The following is a 19316-nucleotide window of genomic DNA, read 5'->3' on the forward strand; positions in this document are numbered from 1 at the left end:
TGTTAGCGTTGTAAACAACGCTTTACAAATGCTCATCCCAAAAAGTCGCGCAACGACTTATTTGGGATCTAGATTTTATTACCGCAGTAATCTGTATGAAGTAGCGAGCTAGAACCTACCACAGACTTCTGCCTAAGCAGAAACGTAGAAGTTGCTATCCCAGAAAATCGCGAGAGCGATTTATCTGGGATCTACCTAGTCGCTATCCCAAAAATCTGTAAAATGTACTGAGCTACAACCTACCACAAACCTCTGCCTAAGCAGAAACGTAGAACTGCTATCCTGGAAAATTGCGAGAGCGACTTGCCTAAGATTTAAAATACTGATTTCTATCACCATAGATAAGAGTGATCACGTTGTGAAACTTTTGTTAACTATTTATCGTAAATATGCATTACGATTGGCGTGCTCATAAAGGATGAGCCGTCATTTATTAAACCGAGAAATGCCTGTATGAGTGTTGCTGTGAATACCAAGAAGAGTCTCAAAAAAAGAGATTCTGACCTAGCTAATATTAACAAACAAATGGAGATCCTTAACGGTGAACCATTTTCAGATGGCGAGTTGCCGTCTTTTGCCATGAAGATCAAGGAGACTAATCAGTTTCCGCTCAGGCCTAAAAAACTCGAGATACTGCAGGTCAATGTAGGTTATATGTGTAATCAGGTTTGCGCGCACTGTCATGTGGATGCTGGACCTGACCGCAAAGAGATCATGACGCGCGACACCATGCAGCAAATTCTGGACGTGATCAAAACTACCGAGGCACACACGCTTGACCTGACAGGTGGCGCACCAGAGATGAATCCTGATTTCCGATGGTTTGTAGAAGAAGCTGCCAAAGCTGGTATCCAAGACTTCATCGTGCGATCCAACTTGACGATCATACGCGCCAATCCTAAATATTACGATCTGCCTGATTTTTTCAAGAAGCACAATATCCACGTGGTATCATCCATGCCACACTGGACTAAGGGTAAGACTGACAAACAACGCGGCGATGGTGTTTTTGACAAGTCCATCAAGGCACTTCAAGAATTGAACGATCGCGGTTACGGTATGCCTGACAGCGATCTACGTTTAGATCTAGTTTATAATCCTAGTGGTGCTTACCTGCCAGGCGATCAGGCCAGTATGGAAAAGGAAATGAAAGCTGCTTTGTTAGAAGATTTCGGCATCCAGTTTCACAATCTATTTGCTATCACCAATCTGCCTATTGCTAGATTTTTGGATTATCTAGTGGCTAGCGAAAACTATGAAGATTATATGTATGCGCTTGTAGAGGCCTACAATCCTGCTGCGGTTGCTAACGTGATGTGTACCAATACCATTTCCATTTCCTGGGATGGCTGGTTGTACGACTGCGACTTTAACCAGATGTTGGATTTAAAAGTTGATAACAAGATCCAGCACATCAGCGATTACAACGAGGATTTATTGAATGATCGTAAGATCCAGATATCTCAACACTGCTATGGTTGTACCGCTGGTGCAGGTAGTAGTTGTCAAGGTGTCGTTGCAGAGTAAATAAGAAATTATGGATTACGCTTTCGCGGAAGCGGACTTGAAACCAATTATATAACAAGTAACCATCAACAACCAACCATCAAATACAGCCATACTAGTCTTCGCGCAAACCGCGCAGGCTGATGCTGTGCATAAATCTATCGCATATCATCAAAAGTTGATGGCAGAATTGAATGGTCATGTCCTCAAGACTGTCCGAAAGAGCGGTCTGGACTATTTTCATATCACCGAAAGCGATCAACATGGAGACAGTTTTGGCGCTCGATTTTCAAATGCTATTCAGAGCGTTTTTGAAAAAGGGTATGAGCAAGTCATTTGTGTTGGTAACGATACGCCACAATTAACAACGCTACACATATTTACCGCAGTTGATTCTTTAGCTACAGGTCATGCAGTTAATGGTCCGTCGATCGATGGTGGTTATTATCTCATGGGAATTCATGCTCATGAATTCGACGCTGGTTCTTTTGAGAGCTTGCCATGGCAAACTGAAAATCTTGCTACCGCTTATCGAGAGCTTCAAGAAGATATAGGTATCATCTCTGACAATCTAGAACCGTTGATGGATCTCGATTCTGCAAGCGATTTGTATCAGTTTGTAAAAGGGAAAGATTCACGTAAATGTCTGATCAATATCATCAAGCATATTTTTGATGAGAATTCACAGGTGTATGCAACGCAATCAGATCGTATATATCAAATCGTTTTCTCAAGTCCTTTAAACAAAGGATCGCCTACTGCGCTAGCAGCATAGAAATCTGGCTTATTCTAGCCAACCCATTTTATCAATCTTATTAATTTTTCATGAAGAGAATTTCTCTACTCATGCTTCTCTTGTGCTGTGTCACAGGTTGGGCACAAATTACCATTACTGGAACAGTCAAGGACGCTGGCGGCGAGTCCATACCTTTTGTCAATATTGTCGAGCGCGGCACTAGTAACGGAACTACATCATCCATAGATGGAACCTACTCGATCACTGTTCAACAAAATGCGGTATTGTCATTTTCATATATAGGTTACCAACCGCAAAATTTATCCGTAGGAAGTGATAGTCGCGTACTGGATGTCACATTGCTAGAAGGTGATTCTTTGAACGAAGTCGTAGTAACAGCTTTAGGAGTCAAGCGTCAAGAACGCGAGTTAGGCTATGCCGTTCAAACGCTGGAAGAGCAAGATATTCAAGAAGTAAAAGCGGTCAACCTTATCGATAACATCGCTGGTAAAGTGGCTGGTGTGACGGTCACGCCAGGTGCAACAGGCGTTGGTTCTTCTTCTAAAATCACCATACGCGGTGAGGCCAGTTTTTCAAATAATAATCCGCTGTTTATTGTGGATGGGACGCCAGTAAATAACAACACAGTATTCAATTTTACTAATGAAGCCGCAGCAGGTTTCCAGGAAGTAGATTTTGGGAATGGTGCAGGCGAGATCAATCAAGATGACATAGCCAGTATTTCAGTGCTTAAAGGTCCAGCCGCAGCAGCCCTTTATGGTACAAGAGCAGCTAATGGCGCAGTGATCATAGAAACCAAAAGTGGTGGCAGGCAACCTGGATTGGGTATTTCATACAACACCAGCTTTTTTGTGGATACGGCTTTCAAATTACCAGAATTCCAAAACGAATACGGTCAAGGAAACAGTGGCCAGTTTGAATATGTCGATGGTCTTGGCGGTGGTATCAACGACAATATTTCCTATTCTTGGGGTCCGCGGTTGGATCAAGGATTGCTCATCCCGCAATTTGATAGTCCTGTGACCTTGCCAGATGGTACGGTCGTGCGCGGTGGCGATACCTCACTTTATAGTGGCTTGCCTATCACGGCGACACCTTTTGTGAGTAATCCAGATAATCTCAAGAACTTCTATGAGACTGGTTACACGGCAATCAATAATATCGCTGTGAGCAATGGTTTTAACGGTGGCGACTATCGTTTAAGCTTTACAGATTTACGCAGCGAAAGCATCATTCCTGGTGTGAATCTGGATCGACAGACTATTTCAACAAAACTGAACTTTACACCCAATACTAAGACGCGCATCAACGCCAGTATCAACTATGTCAACAGCGGCTCAGACAATAGGCCGTCTAACGGTTACGGTAGTGAGAACGTGAACTATTCATTGGTCGCTTGGGGTCCACGATCACTGAATATTGAAAATTTACGTGACTACTGGCAGCCAGGTCTGGAAGGCGTGCAGCAGTACTCGTTTAACTATACCTTTTTTGACAATCCGTATTTTATACTGCGTGAGAACCGCAACAGTTTTGGCCGTGATCGTGTTTTTGGGAATGTTTCTTTGACCAGAGAATTGACGCCAGAACTTACCGCGACCGTGCGTACAGGAATGGATTACAGCAATGAGAAGCGACGCTTTTTACGCAACTATTCTACCAACCGATTCCGCAATGGTGCTTATGCTGAGCATGATGTTTTTTATCGTGAGGTCAACACAGACTTTTTGCTCAATTACAAGAAGCAATTTGGTGATATCAGTCTTGACGCTAGTGCTGGTGCAAATCGTTTGTCACAATCTGCCCAGACAACGCAAATTCAGACTACTAGTCTTGCGCAGCCTGGTATTTTCTCATTGAACAATGCAGCGAGCCCGATTGAGACCTTTGGCTTTACTTCTAGGAAAAGGATTAATAGTGTTTACGCTTTCGCGAAAGCGGGATACAAAAATGTCTTATATCTAGATATTACAGCCCGTAACGACTGGTCCAGCGCCCTTGCAACGCCGTTCACTGCAGATAACACCTCATTTTTCTACCCATCGGTATCCACCAGTTTTATCTTCAGCAACGTGGTAGATTTACCGCGAGTAGTGGATTTTGCAAAAATACGAGCCAGTTATGCGCAGGTAGGAAACGACACAGACCCATACCAGACGCAAGGGACATTCTTGTCGCAAACGCCCGTAAACTCGCAGCCTACCTTTACCAATCAGGACTTTATTCCCAATGCCAACTTGAGACCAGAAACAACATCCAGTGTGGAGTTAGGCTTTGACTTGAGATTATTGAAACAGCGTTTGAACATTGACTTTACCTACTACAATGCTGTGACTGACGATCAAATCTTATCGTTACCTATCGCCCTTTCTTCAGGATTTAGCCAGCAAGTTGTGAATGGTGGATCGGTAAGAAATCAAGGTGTGGAAATCATATTGAACGCGATACCCGTACAAACTGCAGATTTTCAATGGAGCACAACGGCAAATTTTGCCAGTAGCAGAGCTGTCGTTGAAGACCTGCCACAAGATGAAGGGCGATTGACGCTAGGATTTTCAAGAGTGTACAATAGCGCAGACCAGACGGTTTTCCATCAAGTAGAAGAAGGTGGCAGAGTAGGCGACTTGTACGGTACAGGATATCTGCGCAATGAAGACGGCGATTTTATCCTGACCGATGAAGGACGCTTTATTGCAGATCCTGAATTGAGAAAATTAGGTAATTACAATGCAGACTTCACGCTGGGATTGACCAACTCATTCCGTTACAAAAACTTTGATGCGTCCTTTTTACTAGACTGGAGACAAGGCGGCATTCTGGTGTCTAGAACTCTTTCATTAGGCGCCGTTGGTGGCCAGCTGGAAGAAACAGCAAATCGACCAGAAGAAGGCATCGTTGCTGATGGTGTTGTGAATACTGGAACTGCAGATAATCCAGTTTTTACCAGAAACACCACAGCAGTAACTGCCGAAAGTTACTACCGTCAATTCTACGACCGCAACCATGAGGAAAACAATGTATATGATGCCAGTTATTTAAAGCTGCGTCAGTTTTCTGTAGGCTACAATTTTGATTTGAAAAAAGGTGCGTTAGGTCTTTTCACTGAAGGCGCGACCATGCGTGTTTCCTTGATAGGTAGAAACCTATTTGCTTTTAGTGAGATACCACATTTTGATCCAGAACAACTTGCCGTGCAAGGTCAAGGCTTTGTAAACGGAGTTGAAGACATGTCGTATGCATCAACCCGTAGCATAGGAATCAAGGCTGGAATTAATTTTTAGAACTAGGAATTATAAGTAAAAGTGAGGACTGAGGCACTCGAAGTCCGACTCAATAACTTGAAACAAATAAAATGAAACACATATATAAATACAATATAATACTGCTTGCCATCATTAGCGCCATTGCAGTGTCCTGTACGGATGATTTTGAAGAAATCAATACTAATCCCAACGCACCTGTAAGCGTGCAGCCTAGTTTGCTGCTGCGTCAAGTGATTTATGATTATGGGGAGCAAATGTCTTATGAGGGTTTTGTGGCTGGTGGCTTGCTGAGTCAGCATTTGACGGCACTGGATTTTAATCTATTCGATAGGCATGCATTGAAGAGCCCGCAATTGGGCGGTGATCCATGGCCTATTTTTTACAGAAACTTGAGAGACAATGAGATCATTCTAGAGCAAGCGCAAACTACTCCAGCCTTTGCGGTTTATGAAGGTCCATCGCTCATATTCAAAGCTTACATGACTGCTGCGCTGACTGATATTTTTGGTGACGTCCCTTACTTTGAAGCGTTCCGTGGATTGGATGGTACTGTGCAAGCACCTTATGATTTGCAGGAAGACATATACTTACAGCCTGGCGGAATCTTAGACAACCTCGATCAAGGAATTGCCGCAATCGAGAATTATGAAGGATCCATACCGCTTGAAGGTGACGTTTTGTTCAACGGTGATCTGGATGGTTGGGTGCGATTTGCAAACAGTTTGAAGATCAAAGCACTGATGCGTATTTCAAATAAGGTAGATGTAAGCGACCAGCTGCAGGAACTGTTTGATGAGGGAAATTACATCAGCGATAATTCTGAAAATGCAGTATTTAACTTTACTGATGGCGAGCCTAATAACTTCCGTTTGGCGCGATTGAGAGCTGGTGACTTCAATAACTTTGTAATGAGCGAGACCATGGAAGAAGTGCTGGACGATCAAGACGACGCTCGTGTAGAAGTGCTTTTTAGACCTAGAGCCAACAACGATGACGGCGATGACTATGAAGGTTTGATTAATGGTATAGACGCATCTTCAACATCGGTCAGTCTGGCAGATTTCTCGCTGGCTGGAACTATTTTCCGTGAGAATACAGGTATGCTGGACGCCAACTACATGACCGCATGGGAAACCAACTTCCTACTTGCAGAGGCCGCTCAACGTGACCTGATTGAAGCTGATGCCGAAGATCTCTATGAAACCGCTGTAGAGCAAGCCTATGAATACTGGAATACGGAATTGCCAGAGGATTACCTCGATGAAGAAGGCGCTTTTGATGATAACGACAACGACCCAATCGAGCAAATCATTACTCAAAAATGGATCGCCAGCATGATCAATGGTTATGAGGGTTGGATCGAGTGGCGACGTACTGGATTTCCAGAGCTTAAAAATGTATCGGCTAGTTTAAACAACGGCATCATACCAGTAAGAATGCCTTATCCAACTGAAGAAGCAGCACTCAACGCAGACAATTACAATGTAGCAGCTAGCGCCACTGATGGTAATAGTATTAATGCACCTGTTTGGTGGGATGAATAGGGATTAACGATTAATGATTTGAGATTTTTGATTGAAGATTAAGAATGCCTGGTTGAGCGTAGTCGAGACCTACATTAAAAGTCAAAAGCTGATAATAAACTTCATACGTGTCAAAATATATAGGTGCAACAATAATATGATTAACATCGAGATAGCTCTCGACTGCGCTCGAGCAAGCATATTCTTGTAAACGAAAATTAATAACAAACACTTGGATTTTCTAACCCAAACATCAACCTTACAGTGGTTGCTCATCATCGCGAGTAGTGTGATCTTTTTCATACTGGCACCCTATGCCAAAGATGTAGCTACGTTCTTCAAGGCGCAGCATCGCGGTAAAGCTCCCAGCATGATGATGTTGACGGGTAGCTTGATTATCTCATGGATTTTTGCCAAAAGCATTACCAATGCAGCCAATCTGGGATTAGAATTTGGTCTGGTAGGTGGCGTGGCCTATGCTGGATATTATTTGTCATTTGCGGTAGCTGGCGTTATTATTTATCAGCTGCGCACCAGTGGTGGTTATAATAGCATACATCATTTTCTGACTGATAAATTCGATAAACAAGCGGTGGCGCTTTTTTCTATTTTGATCAGCTTCAGATTGTTTAATGAAGTCTGGTCTAACACTATGGTTATTGGGACCTATTTTGGCGACATAGGTAGCACACCTTACTACGCAGCTATATTAGTATTCACAGTTCTCACACTTGCCTACACATTGAAAGGTGGTCTGAGCAGTTCAATATTTACTGATGTGATCCAGATGGTGCTATTCTCCGTATTATTGGTAATCATTCTGAGTGTTATTTTCTCAAAACCTGAAATCTCGACCACCAGCGTATTGAATAGCGGTACCTGGTCAATGGAGCTTGGATTGAACTTGTTTTTTGCAGCTATTCTTCAAAGTTTCAGCTACCCATTTCACGATCCAGTATTGACAGATCGCGGATTTATCACCAGCCCAAAAGTCATGCGTAAAAGCTTTTTATGGGCAGCACTATTGGGTGGAGTTTGTATTGTGTTATTCAGCTTGGTTGGCGTGTATGCACAGCAAGCAGGTTTGCAAGGTCAGGCCGCTGTTGAGGTCGCAAAAAAGCTAGGCGTTGTCCTGCTGCTCATTATCAATTTCATCATGATTACCAGTGCAGCCAGCACGCTAGACAGCACATTCAGCAGTTTTTCAAAATTGCTGACGATTGATTTGAATCTGGGAAAGACGGTCACTTTTGGACGTGTTATGATGGTTTTGGTCGCCGTCTTAGGAACCATTCCTGTATTCCTTGATGCCGAGATCCTAAGCGCCACCACCATCAGCGGTACCATGGTTATTGGGCTTACTCCAGTCTTCCTGCTATGGAAAATGAACGCACCTAAAATCAGCTATTTTTTATCGGTCATTTGCGGTCTGGTTTTTGGAATTCTACTCGTGTTTCAATGGTATCCACAAGAGCTTATCTTTACCACTGGAAAGTACGCAGATTTACTATGGCTCAACGTTTACGGCATCGCTATCAGTTTCCTATTATTCCTCATACCATCATGGATAAAAACATCATAGACTTAGGTAAAAAGAGCGGTAAGATGCTCCTTTTTGGTGGTGTTTATAGTAATCTACAAGCGTTGGAGAGCCTAATAGATCTTGCCCAAAAAGAGGGCATTGCACCAGAAAACTGCCTTTGCACAGGTGATATTATCGGTTACTGCGGTCAACCTCAAGAGACGCTCGAGTTGTTCAAAAATTGGGGTGTGCACAGCATTTTGGGCAATGTAGAAATCCAGTTGCGCGATGACGAGGATCACTGCGGCTGCGATTTTACCACAGGCTCTCGATGTGATAATTTTAGTGAGATCTGGTACGCTTTCGCGAAAGCAAACTTACCAACAGCATCCAAACAATATTTTCAATCCTTATCAGACCACATACTTTTTGAGTTCGCTGGTAAGAAGGTAGGCGTCGTACATGGCAGCTATGATCACGTGTCGCAGTTCATATTCAATTCAACGAATTGGTATGAAAAGCAAGCTAGCCTTGATGCTCTCAACGCAGACGTAGTTGTTGCTGGCCACTGCGGTTTGCCTTTTCATGATTCTCAAAATGGTCAATTATGGCTCAATCCAGGTGTCATAGGTATGCCTGCCAATGATGGGACGACAAGAACCTGGGCGATGATTCTAGATGATGCTGATGGTTTAAATTTTGAGCACGTTACTTTGCAGTATGACTTTAATACAGCTGCTGATTTTATGAAAAAGCATCACCTACCGCAGGAATATGCGCACACCCTGAAAACTGGTATTTGGGATAATATGGAAATTTTACCTGATTCAGAAAAGTTGGAGCAAGGCAAGACCATCGAACTTGATGTTCAAAAAGCTGTAGTTTGATGAGAAGTCTTTTAGTTCTTACAGTGATGTTGATATGTTCCGCTTTCGCGAAAGCGCAATCCATAAAATCAGTACTTGAAAAGTATAACCAGCACAGTGTTCCCTACATCACAGTTCAGGAAGTCAAAATGGATTATGAAAACTACGTAATCCTTGATACGCGCAAAAAAGAAGAGTTTGAGGTAAGTCACCTGCCAGGTGCTTATTGGGTGGACGCTAATTTTGATCAGAATAATTTACCAAAATCGTTGAGAGATAATCCTAAGAAGCTTGTAATCGTTTACTGCACGATAGGTGTGCGTAGTGAGGATTTTGGCGAGCGACTTGTTGAGGCTGGTTACAAGAATGTGAGAAACTTATACGGTAGCATTTTCTCTTGGAAAGATGCTGGATATGAATTGGTTGACGACTTAGGTCAACCGACTGATAGCGTACATACTTATTCAAAAACTTGGAGCAAATACCTCAAAACTGGAATTCCTATAAATTAGTCTTATGAACGATCTCAAAATCCCCAAGTGGTTTTGGCAACTTATGATTCTGTGTTGTCTAGTTGGCGCTGGTTTTGCTGGATATTACCTGATAATTGATAAAAACGAAGAAACAGGATACGTATGGTACGTGTTCCTGTTTCTTATGGCTTTATGGTATGCATTGCGACAAATGCGCAAGGCAGATTAATTATTTGATACTCAAATTTTCACTGAAGATTGCTACGGTAGAATTAACAACGTTTCCACCACCATCTGTATTTCCCGTGATACGTTGAAGATATAATTCGATATAATCTCCAGGTTTTAAGGTAACTATAGTGTTAAGCGCTACATTCTGGATATCTGATGGGTTATCGACCCTGAAAATTGAATTTGATTCGGTAACAACTTCGTCGTTTACGGCAACCAAGAAGCCGTAGAACTCGCCAGTTTGATTTACACGTACTGATAACGAGGCATTTAATTGAAAATTTCTGGTTTTGATACCTTCATAGACAAGTCTGTTGTCAGTTGGATAAGCAAATCTGAAAAGATTGTTGGATTCCGTTGTATAGGCTGTTGATGTGCTAGTCAACTTTTTTGGTATGCCAACGTCTGCCGCAGAACAAGTGAAAGCATAGCCGTTAGTAACACCACCATCATAGTAATAGTTACCACTAGCAACATCATCACTCTCCATATTAATACCTGGCGAATCTACCGTCCAGAAATTGCGGAAGTTATATCCTGGATAAGTTCCAGCCCCAACTGCTCTTTCTCCAGCACCTAGAAAAACACATCCTTCTAATACCGCACTACCAGCAACGCCAGTAACTCCAGTCACATCAAAACCTGTATTACCTGCAACGACATTCATAAAACCAGATTGTTTCTGGATTAATTGAAAGGCACCTGTAATCGTTTCATAAGTGCCTACATTGTTTTCTAACCATCCTGTAGCGTTAAGCAATAAATAACCACCGCTATTATATGACACTCCTTGCTGACAATTTTGATACTGTACCACATCAAAAAACACAAGACCATAACCATCAACTTCACCTACATCGTTCATACCATTGATGATTACACTTTGAAGTACGAGATTTTGCGGTGTGGAGCCTAAAGATCCGGTGGCATCAAGATCAAAAGCTTTTGCGGTGCCTACAAAGGACTTGTCCACAGGATTTATTTTGCGGGATAAAGATAGATTTCTCACAGTACCACCGGTCGCTCCCTTAAATATCGGCTTGCTTTCTGAGTCTGCAAACAGCACATCCTTTTGCGCAAAACGACCATAAATAGTCGCATTATTCATGTCAATACTATTCGTTAAGGGTATAAAACCACTTATCTCATAAGAAAGATTTTCATCAAGTGTGATGACGCCATCTACAGGGTCTGGAAAATCACTTTCTTTTTCAATTAATACGGTGGTCTTGCGTTGCTGCTCATCGCTCTCAACATTGTTCCAATCGCCGTCAAAGTAACTGAATTGATTAAGATCCTTATTATAAGTCAATAGACCTTCAGCCGGATTTGTGATAGCGTCAATCTGCGCCTGTGTCATTCTAGGAATCAAAACTCCCGAAGTGTCAGATGCAATTTCGAGTGCTGCGGATGCGTGTGGATCTGCCGTGTTAATACCAACTTGTGCAGATGCTATGGCGCCAAGTAATAGAAATAAAAATGTAGAGTAGTAAGTGTAAAAAGTCTTCATGTACTGTGATCTTAGATTCCAAAAGTACAGGCATATCAAAGTGACAAAAACTCTATTAACATGTTGTTTGTAGTACAAAAACAGCTCTTAGTCGATAAAACTGTTTTACTAATCACATTAAACAATTGGCGTACAGCGTCTTACAATATTCACGCTAGGTAGAAGAGTGATATGATCCAGATTTGCATTTGTGATTTCCTTAACTCACTTAATCTATGAAAAGTGCTTTTAAACTTTTCAATGAATGGTTGTTAAAAGTAAATGGAAGATAAAAGTGAACAAAAGCATGCATTTGGTACTATTGAAAAAGCCAAAATACAATTGTATTCTGGCTTTAAATTTAATGCTAGCTTTTACAACAATAGCAAAGATTTCATCTATCTAGATTGAGAATCGTTCCTTGACCTTTTCTACAAAGTCTAACTTTTCCCATGTGAACAATTCCACCTCTTTGGTCACCTTACCATTGTATGGCGATTCAAAAACCTTAGTCATGGTACGTGGCTCGCGACCCATGTGACCATAGGCGGCTGTATCTCTATAGATAGGATTGCGCAGTTTTAATCTTTTCTCAATGGCGGCTGGACGCATGTCAAACAGTTCTGCGACGTGCTTTGAGATCTCACCATCAGTCATATCAACAGTAGAAGTTCCATAGGTATCTACAAGAATCGATGTAGGTTCTACAACGCCAATGGCATAGGATACTTGCACGAGTACTTCGCTGGCCAGTCCAGCAGCAACAAGATTCTTCGCAACGTGTCTCGCCGCATAAGCTGCGCTGCGATCCACCTTAGATGGGTCTTTTCCTGAAAAAGCGCCACCACCGTGCGCTCCTTTACCACCGTAAGTGTCAACAATAATCTTGCGACCAGTTAGACCAGTGTCGCCGTGAGGTCCACCAATTACAAACTTGCCCGTAGGATTGATGTGGTAGGTAATCTCATCGTTAAACAAGTTCTGCGCATATTCTGGTAGTTGATCTTTTACTCTTGGGATAAGTATCTCCACCAAATCCTTTTTAATCTGCGCCAGCATCGCATCATCATCCTCATTAAATGGATCGTGCTGTGTTGAGATAACAATCGCATCAATTCGCTGCGGTAGGTTATCATCACTGTATTCAATGGTAACTTGGGATTTTGCATCTGGACGCAAATAAGTGATGGCATCATTCTCACGACGCAGTTTTGCCAGCTCAATCAATATCTTATGAGAAATATCAAGTGCCAGCGGCATGTAATTATCGGTCTCGCTAGTCGCATAGCCAAACATCATTCCTTGATCACCAGCGCCTTGCTCTTCTTTACTCTCGCGATCAACACCTTGATTGATGTCTTGCGACTGCTCGTGAATCAAAGAAATAACACCGCAAGAATCACCAGAAAACTGGTATTCACCTTTAGTATATCCTATCTCGTTGATGATTTCACGGGCTATGTTTTGGACGTCTAGATAAGTGTCCGATTTCACTTCACCAGCAAGGACGACTTGTCCAGTTGTTACTAGCGTCTCACACGCGACCTTGGATTCTGGATCAAAAGCTAGAAAATTATCGAGCAGCGCGTCACTTATTTGGTCGGCTACTTTGTCTGGGTGACCTTCACTTACAGACTCTGATGTAAAAAGATATGGCATGTTTTAATTACGCTTTCGCGAAAGCGGAATCATCTTCAAACGCTATCGCACTATTATAAAATTGAAAAGGTAAAGAAAGACTGTGCAAGAAATACATCTGTTTTAGCATTTGTGTTTCTAGTAAAAGAAACGAGGTTGCAAGCAGTCAAATCAATCCTCAATGATGCAAATGTAAGCATAATCGCCACCTATAAAGTTTCGTCTAATAGATTTTCAAAATATCAATAGTCTAGGCATTGATACTATGGTCTGGCTTCAAGAGCTTCAATCCTTTTCTGTTGTTCTTTAATCGCATTAACCAGTATAGGGATGAGAGCGGTATAATCGACTGATAGTGTTTGCTCATCGTCATTACCCGTATGAACTACCTCAGGAAGGTCTTCTAACAAGTCTTGCGCCATGAATCCGTATTGCTCGCGCTCGCTGGCATCAGTTTTATAATTGTAACTGTAAGTCTTAAGCTTGAGAATCGTTTCAAGACCAAGTGATAGATCATTAATGTTTTCTTTTTTACGTCTATCACTTACCTGAGTTGCGTTCTGAAAGTAAAGAGTTCTCCACGGTCTGTCTGATCTACCTAAATCTTTAGTGTTTTGAATGGGGAAAAAGGCAAAATCAGTTAAGTGATAATCAACTTCTGATCCACCAGAAGGTCCTATGTTGATTCTCAGGCCACCATCTGCACCAGGGTCATTGGAGTGAACACCTTTAGTGTACACACGACGGAAATGTCTATCAGACCTACCAATATCATAAACACCATCTGTAGAAGAGAAGTTATTTGCGGCATCTATGCGTGGTAACAAATTGCTTTCTTCAAAATATAGTCGTCTTGAATTACCAAAGGCCATGCTTATTGTACCATTTATGTCAGTATGTTGCATATCAAAGAAGCTGCCATTGTTTATCATGTTGAAATCAAAGGAGGCAAAATCCAAACTTATACCATCACTTCCAGCTTCCGTTTTAAGAACCAGCGCTCTATTAGGATTTGTTACACCAGTACCTATCCCTATATTTCCATTTGCTGCTACTCGTATTCTTTCAATTGCGTTAGTTGCAATTGAAAGGCCTGCATTGTCACTGGTTCCAATGTAATTATTAGTATCAGCGCCAGGCGTTGTACCTGCGTTCCCATTTCTTGACCAATCATTGTTTGCTCCTGTTTGTGCCGCGTTGTCCCTACTTGTGGTCAATCTGCTCCAGCCTGTACCATTCCAATAATGATAACCAGTTCCTGTAATGCCATTAGTATTGTAAACTAATAGACTTTCTTCAATGGTTCCTTCTATTGGATTTTGACTATCAAGATCGGGAATATCTATTCTAGGAATCATGATTCCCTTATTTCCATCAACGGAATGCACATCCAGCATACTGGCACTATTAGGATCAATGGTACCTATGCCCACTTGAGCAAACAGTCCGGTTGTTGAAAAAAGGAGAGAGAAAATAATATAGCGTAAAGCATTATTCATAAATCATCGTATTGGTTCATCTATACTAACGGTGTTTTATCTAACTAGGTTTCAATAACATAGGTTAATGTGTTATAATTAACAGGTGTAATCACACATATTGTGTTTAATCCTGTAATTGAGCTCTTTGTCGGTTATTAAATTTTATAATACGTTAAGGCGTAACAAATGTGGAGAAATGCATGGATGTGTGTTAAATAAAGCAAAACTTTTAATACTAAAACATATTAGTTATACTATATCTTTGATCTAAATAGCTTTATTTCAATTAGTTGCGTTAATCCTACTAATTTACTAGGAATTAAACTAAAAATAATTTGGTCACGTCATTTTTGTTTTTGAATATTTGTACTCGACGTTCATAACCATATTGAAATTATCAAGAAAGGACGAGGGAACAGACCCATCGACTCCTTAGCAACCCTTCATTTTTGTCGACATTAAATGAAGAAGGTGCTAATTTCTGCCACGCAAGTGGACCAGATGATACTCATGTAAGTAGGTTATACTACCACACAGTTTCTTTTTTGATGTTATCTCACCACACTGGTGCGGCAACTCTGTATTTCAAACCGATTATGGACATTATTTATTGATGTTTAAAAGAAACAACATGTCAACTTCAAATTTTGCAACCCAGTCATTACACACAGGTCATGACTTCAAAAACAACGGTGGTACAAGAGCAGTGCCGCTCTATCAATCCACTAGCTATGTGTTCAACAACAGCGATCACGCAGCAAATCTGTTCTCGCTCGCCGAGCCTGGTTTTATCTACACCAGGATCAATAACCCAACGGTAGATGTGCTGGAACAGCGACTCACCGCTCTAGAAGGTGGTCTTGCAGCCGTGGCAACCGCCTCGGGAACCAGCGCCATTTCAACAACGCTACTTACCTTATTGCGTGCTGGCGATCATATCGTCGCTAGTAATTCGCTCTATGGCGGTACTTATAACTTGCTTTCGGTGACACTTCCTAGATTGGGTATCACGACCACATTTGTCAATCCTAATGATGATGACGCTTTCGCGAAAGCGGTACAAGAAAACACCAGAGCCATATTTGTAGAGTCTCTAGGTAATCCCAAACTTGATGTGTTAGATCTCAAAAAAATCAGTGTACAAGCCAAAGATGCCAAAGTGCCATTGATCGTAGATAATACAGTCGCCACACCTTACTTACTCAATCCTATTGAGCACGGCGCAAACATCGTCATTCATTCATTGACCAAGTATATCAACGGTAACGGTACAGCTCTAGGCGGCATCATCATCGACGCAGGAACCTTTGATTGGACAAACGGCAAATTCCCAGAATTTACAGAGCCATCGCCAGGATACCATGGTCTGGTTTACAGCGAAGCGCTGGAAGCTGCTGCCTTTATTGCCAAAGTGCGAATAGAAGGCCTGCGTGATCTAGGTGGTGCGATATCACCGTTCAATGCATGGCAAATCATTCAAGGTTTAGAAACCCTACAATTGCGTATTGAAAAGCACAGTCAAAGCGCACTGGAATTAGCTAAATGGCTACAAACTCAAGAACAAGTAGAATGGGTCAACTATCCAGGATTAGAGTCCAGCGATTACTACGATCTGGCAAAAAAATATCTGCCTAAAGGACAAAGTGGTATCGTTACTTTTGGAGTAAAAGGTGGTTATGAAAGTGCCAAAAAAGTAGTCGACAGCGCTCAGGTATTCTCTTTGCTAGCCAACATAGGCGATACAAAATCCTTGATCATTCACCCAGCAAGCACCACGCACCAGCAGCTTAAGGACGAAGATCAGCTTAGTACTGGTGTGACAAAGGATTTGATCAGACTATCCGTTGGTCTTGAAGATATAGAGGATTTGAAACAAGATCTCGTCAACGCATTTGCAGCCATCAAATCTGGAGTTACCGCCTAGATGTCAGTAAATCTTGAGACATATCAAATTCCAGATTTTGAATCGATCTCTGGTATCAAACAGGACGTCCATCTTACCTATAGAATATACGGGTGCGCGCTACACAGCGCACCCATAATTCTGGTCAATCACGCGCTCACAGGTAATTCTGATCTGGAAAGCTGGTGGTTTGAGATGGTAGGACCTGACAAACCGCTAGATACCAATCGCTTCACTTTACTAACAATTGATTTGCCTGGTAATGGTCATGATCGCGATGTAGATCATCTGGTTTACAATTACAAAGACTGGAACTTAGGCGATGTGGCGAGAGCATTTGTACGATTGTTTGAGCATCTTGGGATTCGGCAATTTCACTTAGGAATAGGCGGCAGCATAGGTGGCGCATTGCTTTGGGAACTGCTAGCTATCGAGCCTAGTTTATTTAAGACTATCGTGCCTATCGCGGCAGACTGGAAAGCTACCGACTGGTTGATCGCCTGTTGCTATGTGCAAGAGCAAATCTTGTCAACATCCAGCGCACCACTTGAGACGGCAAGAAAGCATGCCATGACTTTTTATAGATCGCCGCAAAGTTTAAAGCACAAATTTCAGCGAGCTCAAGTCAATGATCAGTTTAAAGTGAATGCCTGGTTAGATCATCACGGTAAAATTTTGAAATCCAGATTTACACTACCAGCATACAGGCTGGTCAATCATTTGTTGCAAAGCACGGATGCGGCGAGGTCACATAAAAGTATTGATGAAGTTGTAGGCAATACAGAAACCCAAGTTCATCTAGTTGCGATTGACAGTGATGGATTCTTTGTTCCTCAAGAAGATAGAGATACGCATCAACGATTTAGAGATACAGGAAAAGTGCATTATTATGAAATCAAAAGTTTGCACGGTCATGATGCATTCTTGATTGAGCACGATCAGGTCTCGCACATTATTAATCAAATTCTAGCTACCGTGGTAGTAGAAAATCCAGTCGTATAAAATGACGACGTTATAATTATGAAAGAAATTCACTTATATATATTCGGTATTGGTAATGTAGGCAGCAAGCTTATTGAACAAGTACTGCAATCACATTCGTTTTTTAAGATACGACATCATCTGGATGTAAGAATCGTTGGTCTAGCCAATTCAAGAAAAGTTCTCATTGAACCAGATGGTATTGATGATAACTGGAAGCACTCTTTTGAGAACGATGGTGTCGTCAGGCAACCTGATAGTTTTTACCAGCATGCCCGATATGTCGATGCCGTGCGTATTGCGGTTGATGCAACGGCCAGTAAAGAGCTGTCACACTTCTATCCAGAAATCGCTAGTGAAGGTTTCCACATAGTCACTGCAAATAAAATCGCCAACACGCTGGATCAGCAGTTTTATGATCACTTAAGAAGCGTGCTTAAAAACAATCAGGTTCAATTTTTATATGAAACCAATGTTGGTGCTGGCTTGCCCATTGTTCAAACGGTACAACAACTCACAGCTGCTGGTGAACAATTGCATGCGATCAACGGTGTGTTTTCTGGATCGCTAGGTTACATTTTCAACAGGTTTTCACAGGAAGATGTTGCTTTTTCGCAAATCGTGAAAGATGCCCTCGTGAATGGCTACACAGAACCTGATCCGCGTGAGGATTTATCGGGCAATGATGTTGCTCGCAAGTTGTTGGTGCTGGCAAGAGAAGCTGGTCGCAAATTAGAATTCAAGGATATTGAGATTGAAAATCTAGTACCAGCCGATTTACAAGAACTAGATACAAATGATTTCATAGAACGCTTGACGGAATTAGATGCAGATCTTGAGAAAAGAAAGCAAAATCTTGAACCTAATCACGTTCTCAGACACTTGGGAACTTTTAACGCGACAAACAACAAACTCAAGGTGTCCTTGCAGGCTGTTCCAGAAGACTCTGCGGCAGGACAATTGCGAGGCAGTGATGGCTTTTTTGAAATCTATTCAGAAAGCTATAGCGAGCATCCGTTAGTCATAAAAGGCGCTGGCGCAGGTCGTGAAGTGACAGCACGTGGATTGTTGTCAGATATTATCACGATCGCGAGATCGAGCGTAGCTAAACAGATTTTTGTCGAGGTGTAGCTGTCAATAAAATCCCATGTTTGATAATAATGGTAGCTTTGCCACGTGTTATCTAGAAAAACAAAGTACGGTATCAAGGCATTGACCTATCTCGCCAGACAGGAAAAGGAAAATCCTGTGTGCATCGCCACCATTGCCGAATCTGAAAATATACCGCATAAATTCCTGGAATCCATCTTGCTAGAGCTGCGCAAAAACAGTATTCTAGGCAGTCGCAAGGGAAAAGGCGGCGGCTACTATCTGCTGCAAAATGCAGATCAAATCAGGATGGCGACCGTGCATCGTATTCTAGAAGGTCCTATCGCTATGTTGCCTTGTGTGAGCCTTAATTTCTATGAAAAGTGTAACGATTGCCCTGATGAGGATGCCTGCGCGGTTAATCGACTCATGCTACAAGTGCGAGACAACACACTGGAAATACTCGAGAAACAAACACTTGCTGACTTGATTTCATAATCCAGCTATACTCAACAAAAACGTTTGCGTATTATTATCCTAGTAACCTTATAGGGTTTAAGGATTATGTCGTTAATTTGCACTTCATTTGAGTAT

General features: G+C 42.0%; 15 protein-coding genes and 1 riboswitch. Of the genes, 12 read left to right on the top strand and 3 right to left on the bottom strand.

All coding sequences use genetic code 11. The annotated features are described in order from the left end of the window. Positions 1-453 precede the first annotated feature (453 nt). The 8 genes from arsS (at position 454) to EJ995_RS04575 (ending at position 10139) form a co-directional block, all read left to right on the top strand. Positions 454-1527 carry an arsenosugar biosynthesis radical SAM (seleno)protein ArsS gene (gene arsS / locus EJ995_RS04540; RefSeq protein WP_126446038.1) on the top strand — a complete coding sequence of 358 codons (1074 nt, stop codon included), beginning with the start codon at positions 454-456 and terminating at the stop codon, positions 1525-1527. Positions 1528-1687: 160 nt separating this feature from the next. Next, complete coding sequence (locus tag EJ995_RS04545; protein ID WP_241234689.1) at positions 1688-2281, top strand: TIGR04282 family arsenosugar biosynthesis glycosyltransferase; 594 nt, start codon at positions 1688-1690, stop codon at positions 2279-2281. Positions 2282-2331: 50 nt separating this feature from the next. After that, complete coding sequence (locus tag EJ995_RS04550; RefSeq protein WP_126446042.1) at positions 2332-5544, top strand: SusC/RagA family TonB-linked outer membrane protein; 3213 nt, start codon at positions 2332-2334, stop codon at positions 5542-5544. Between the two features lie 71 nt (positions 5545-5615). Continuing rightward, positions 5616-7070 (top strand): SusD/RagB family nutrient-binding outer membrane lipoprotein, encoded by a 1455-nt coding sequence (locus EJ995_RS04555; RefSeq protein ID WP_126446044.1) that lies wholly within the window; start codon positions 5616-5618, stop codon positions 7068-7070. Between the two features lie 211 nt (positions 7071-7281). Beyond that, the gene (locus EJ995_RS04560; protein ID WP_126446046.1) at positions 7282-8631 is read left to right on the top strand and encodes a sodium:solute symporter family transporter; all 1350 of its coding nucleotides are present in this window, start codon (positions 7282-7284) and stop codon (positions 8629-8631) included. After that, entirely contained in the window at positions 8613-9458 is an 846-nt protein-coding gene (locus EJ995_RS04565) for a metallophosphoesterase family protein (RefSeq protein WP_126446048.1), read from the top strand. Before EJ995_RS04560 ends, EJ995_RS04565 begins: the two co-directional genes overlap by 19 nt. Further along, entirely contained in the window at positions 9458-9949 is a 492-nt protein-coding gene (locus tag EJ995_RS04570) for a rhodanese-like domain-containing protein (protein WP_126446050.1), read from the top strand. The genes EJ995_RS04565 and EJ995_RS04570 overlap by 1 nt, the downstream gene beginning before the upstream one ends. A gap of 4 nt (positions 9950-9953) precedes the next feature. Then, entirely contained in the window at positions 9954-10139 is a 186-nt protein-coding gene (locus tag EJ995_RS04575) for a hypothetical protein (protein WP_126446052.1), read from the top strand. Here the strand turns inward: EJ995_RS04575 and EJ995_RS04580 are convergent, their stop codons facing one another. The 3 genes from EJ995_RS04580 to EJ995_RS04590 all read right to left on the bottom strand — a co-directional run bounded on the left by EJ995_RS04580 (position 10140) and on the right by EJ995_RS04590 (position 14767). Next, on the bottom strand, positions 10140-11651 hold the full coding sequence (locus EJ995_RS04580; RefSeq protein ID WP_126446054.1) for a hypothetical protein: 1512 nt from the start codon (positions 11649-11651) through the stop codon (positions 10140-10142). Positions 11652-12032: 381 nt separating this feature from the next. Next, positions 12033-13289, bottom strand: a complete 1257-nt coding sequence (gene metK / locus EJ995_RS04585) for a methionine adenosyltransferase (RefSeq protein ID WP_126446056.1) — start codon at positions 13287-13289, stop codon at positions 12033-12035. 242 nt (positions 13290-13531) lie between these two features. Continuing rightward, a complete protein-coding gene (locus tag EJ995_RS04590; RefSeq protein ID WP_126446058.1) occupies positions 13532-14767 on the bottom strand; it encodes a tail fiber domain-containing protein in 1236 nt (411 codons plus the stop codon). A 373-nt stretch (positions 14768-15140) separates the two neighbouring features. Then, positions 15141-15257: riboswitch (SAM riboswitch) on the top strand. Between the two features lie 123 nt (positions 15258-15380). Here EJ995_RS04590 and EJ995_RS04595 point away from each other — a divergent pair. Genes EJ995_RS04595 through EJ995_RS04610 form a run of 4 tightly spaced genes read left to right on the top strand, consistent with a single transcriptional unit; the run spans position 15381 to position 19220 of the window. Then, positions 15381-16673 carry an O-acetylhomoserine aminocarboxypropyltransferase/cysteine synthase family protein gene (locus tag EJ995_RS04595; RefSeq protein WP_126446060.1) on the top strand — a complete coding sequence of 431 codons (1293 nt, stop codon included), beginning with the start codon at positions 15381-15383 and terminating at the stop codon, positions 16671-16673. Beyond that, on the top strand, positions 16674-17654 hold the full coding sequence (locus EJ995_RS04600; protein WP_126446061.1) for an alpha/beta fold hydrolase: 981 nt from the start codon (positions 16674-16676) through the stop codon (positions 17652-17654). It abuts the gene before it with no gap. 18 nt (positions 17655-17672) lie between these two features. Continuing rightward, positions 17673-18764 (top strand): homoserine dehydrogenase family protein, encoded by a 1092-nt coding sequence (locus tag EJ995_RS04605; protein ID WP_126446063.1) that lies wholly within the window; start codon positions 17673-17675, stop codon positions 18762-18764. 45 nt (positions 18765-18809) lie between these two features. Further along, a complete protein-coding gene (locus EJ995_RS04610; RefSeq protein ID WP_126446065.1) occupies positions 18810-19220 on the top strand; it encodes an RrF2 family transcriptional regulator in 411 nt (136 codons plus the stop codon). Positions 19221-19316 lie beyond the last annotated feature (96 nt).

The sequence above is a fragment of the Nonlabens ponticola genome (assembly GCF_003966335.1).
Classification (GTDB): domain Bacteria; phylum Bacteroidota; class Bacteroidia; order Flavobacteriales; family Flavobacteriaceae; genus Nonlabens; species Nonlabens ponticola.

Bases quoted from the DNA above. Each gene is read 5' to 3' on its own strand.
- EJ995_RS04550 (WP_126446042.1), top strand. From the start codon at position 2,332: ATGAAGAGAATTTCTCTACTCATGCTTCTCTTGTGCTGTGTCACAGGT.
- EJ995_RS04575 (WP_126446052.1), top strand. From the start codon at position 9,954: ATGAACGATCTCAAAATCCCCAAGTGGTTTTGGCAACTTATGATTCTG.
- EJ995_RS04590 (WP_126446058.1), bottom strand. From the start codon at position 14,767: ATGAATAATGCTTTACGCTATATTATTTTCTCTCTCCTTTTTTCAACA.
- EJ995_RS04605 (WP_126446063.1), top strand. From the start codon at position 17,673: ATGAAAGAAATTCACTTATATATATTCGGTATTGGTAATGTAGGCAGC.
- EJ995_RS04555 (WP_126446044.1), top strand. From the start codon at position 5,616: ATGAAACACATATATAAATACAATATAATACTGCTTGCCATCATTAGC.
- EJ995_RS04580 (WP_126446054.1), bottom strand. From the start codon at position 11,651: ATGAAGACTTTTTACACTTACTACTCTACATTTTTATTTCTATTACTT.
- EJ995_RS04570 (WP_126446050.1), top strand. From the start codon at position 9,458: ATGAGAAGTCTTTTAGTTCTTACAGTGATGTTGATATGTTCCGCTTTC.
- EJ995_RS04545 (WP_241234689.1), top strand. From the start codon at position 1,688: ATGGCAGAATTGAATGGTCATGTCCTCAAGACTGTCCGAAAGAGCGGT.
- EJ995_RS04565 (WP_126446048.1), top strand. From the start codon at position 8,613: ATGGATAAAAACATCATAGACTTAGGTAAAAAGAGCGGTAAGATGCTC.
- EJ995_RS04595 (WP_126446060.1), top strand. From the start codon at position 15,381: ATGTCAACTTCAAATTTTGCAACCCAGTCATTACACACAGGTCATGAC.
- arsS (WP_126446038.1), top strand. From the start codon at position 454: ATGAGTGTTGCTGTGAATACCAAGAAGAGTCTCAAAAAAAGAGATTCT.
- metK (WP_126446056.1), bottom strand. From the start codon at position 13,289: ATGCCATATCTTTTTACATCAGAGTCTGTAAGTGAAGGTCACCCAGAC.
- EJ995_RS04600 (WP_126446061.1), top strand. From the start codon at position 16,674: ATGTCAGTAAATCTTGAGACATATCAAATTCCAGATTTTGAATCGATC.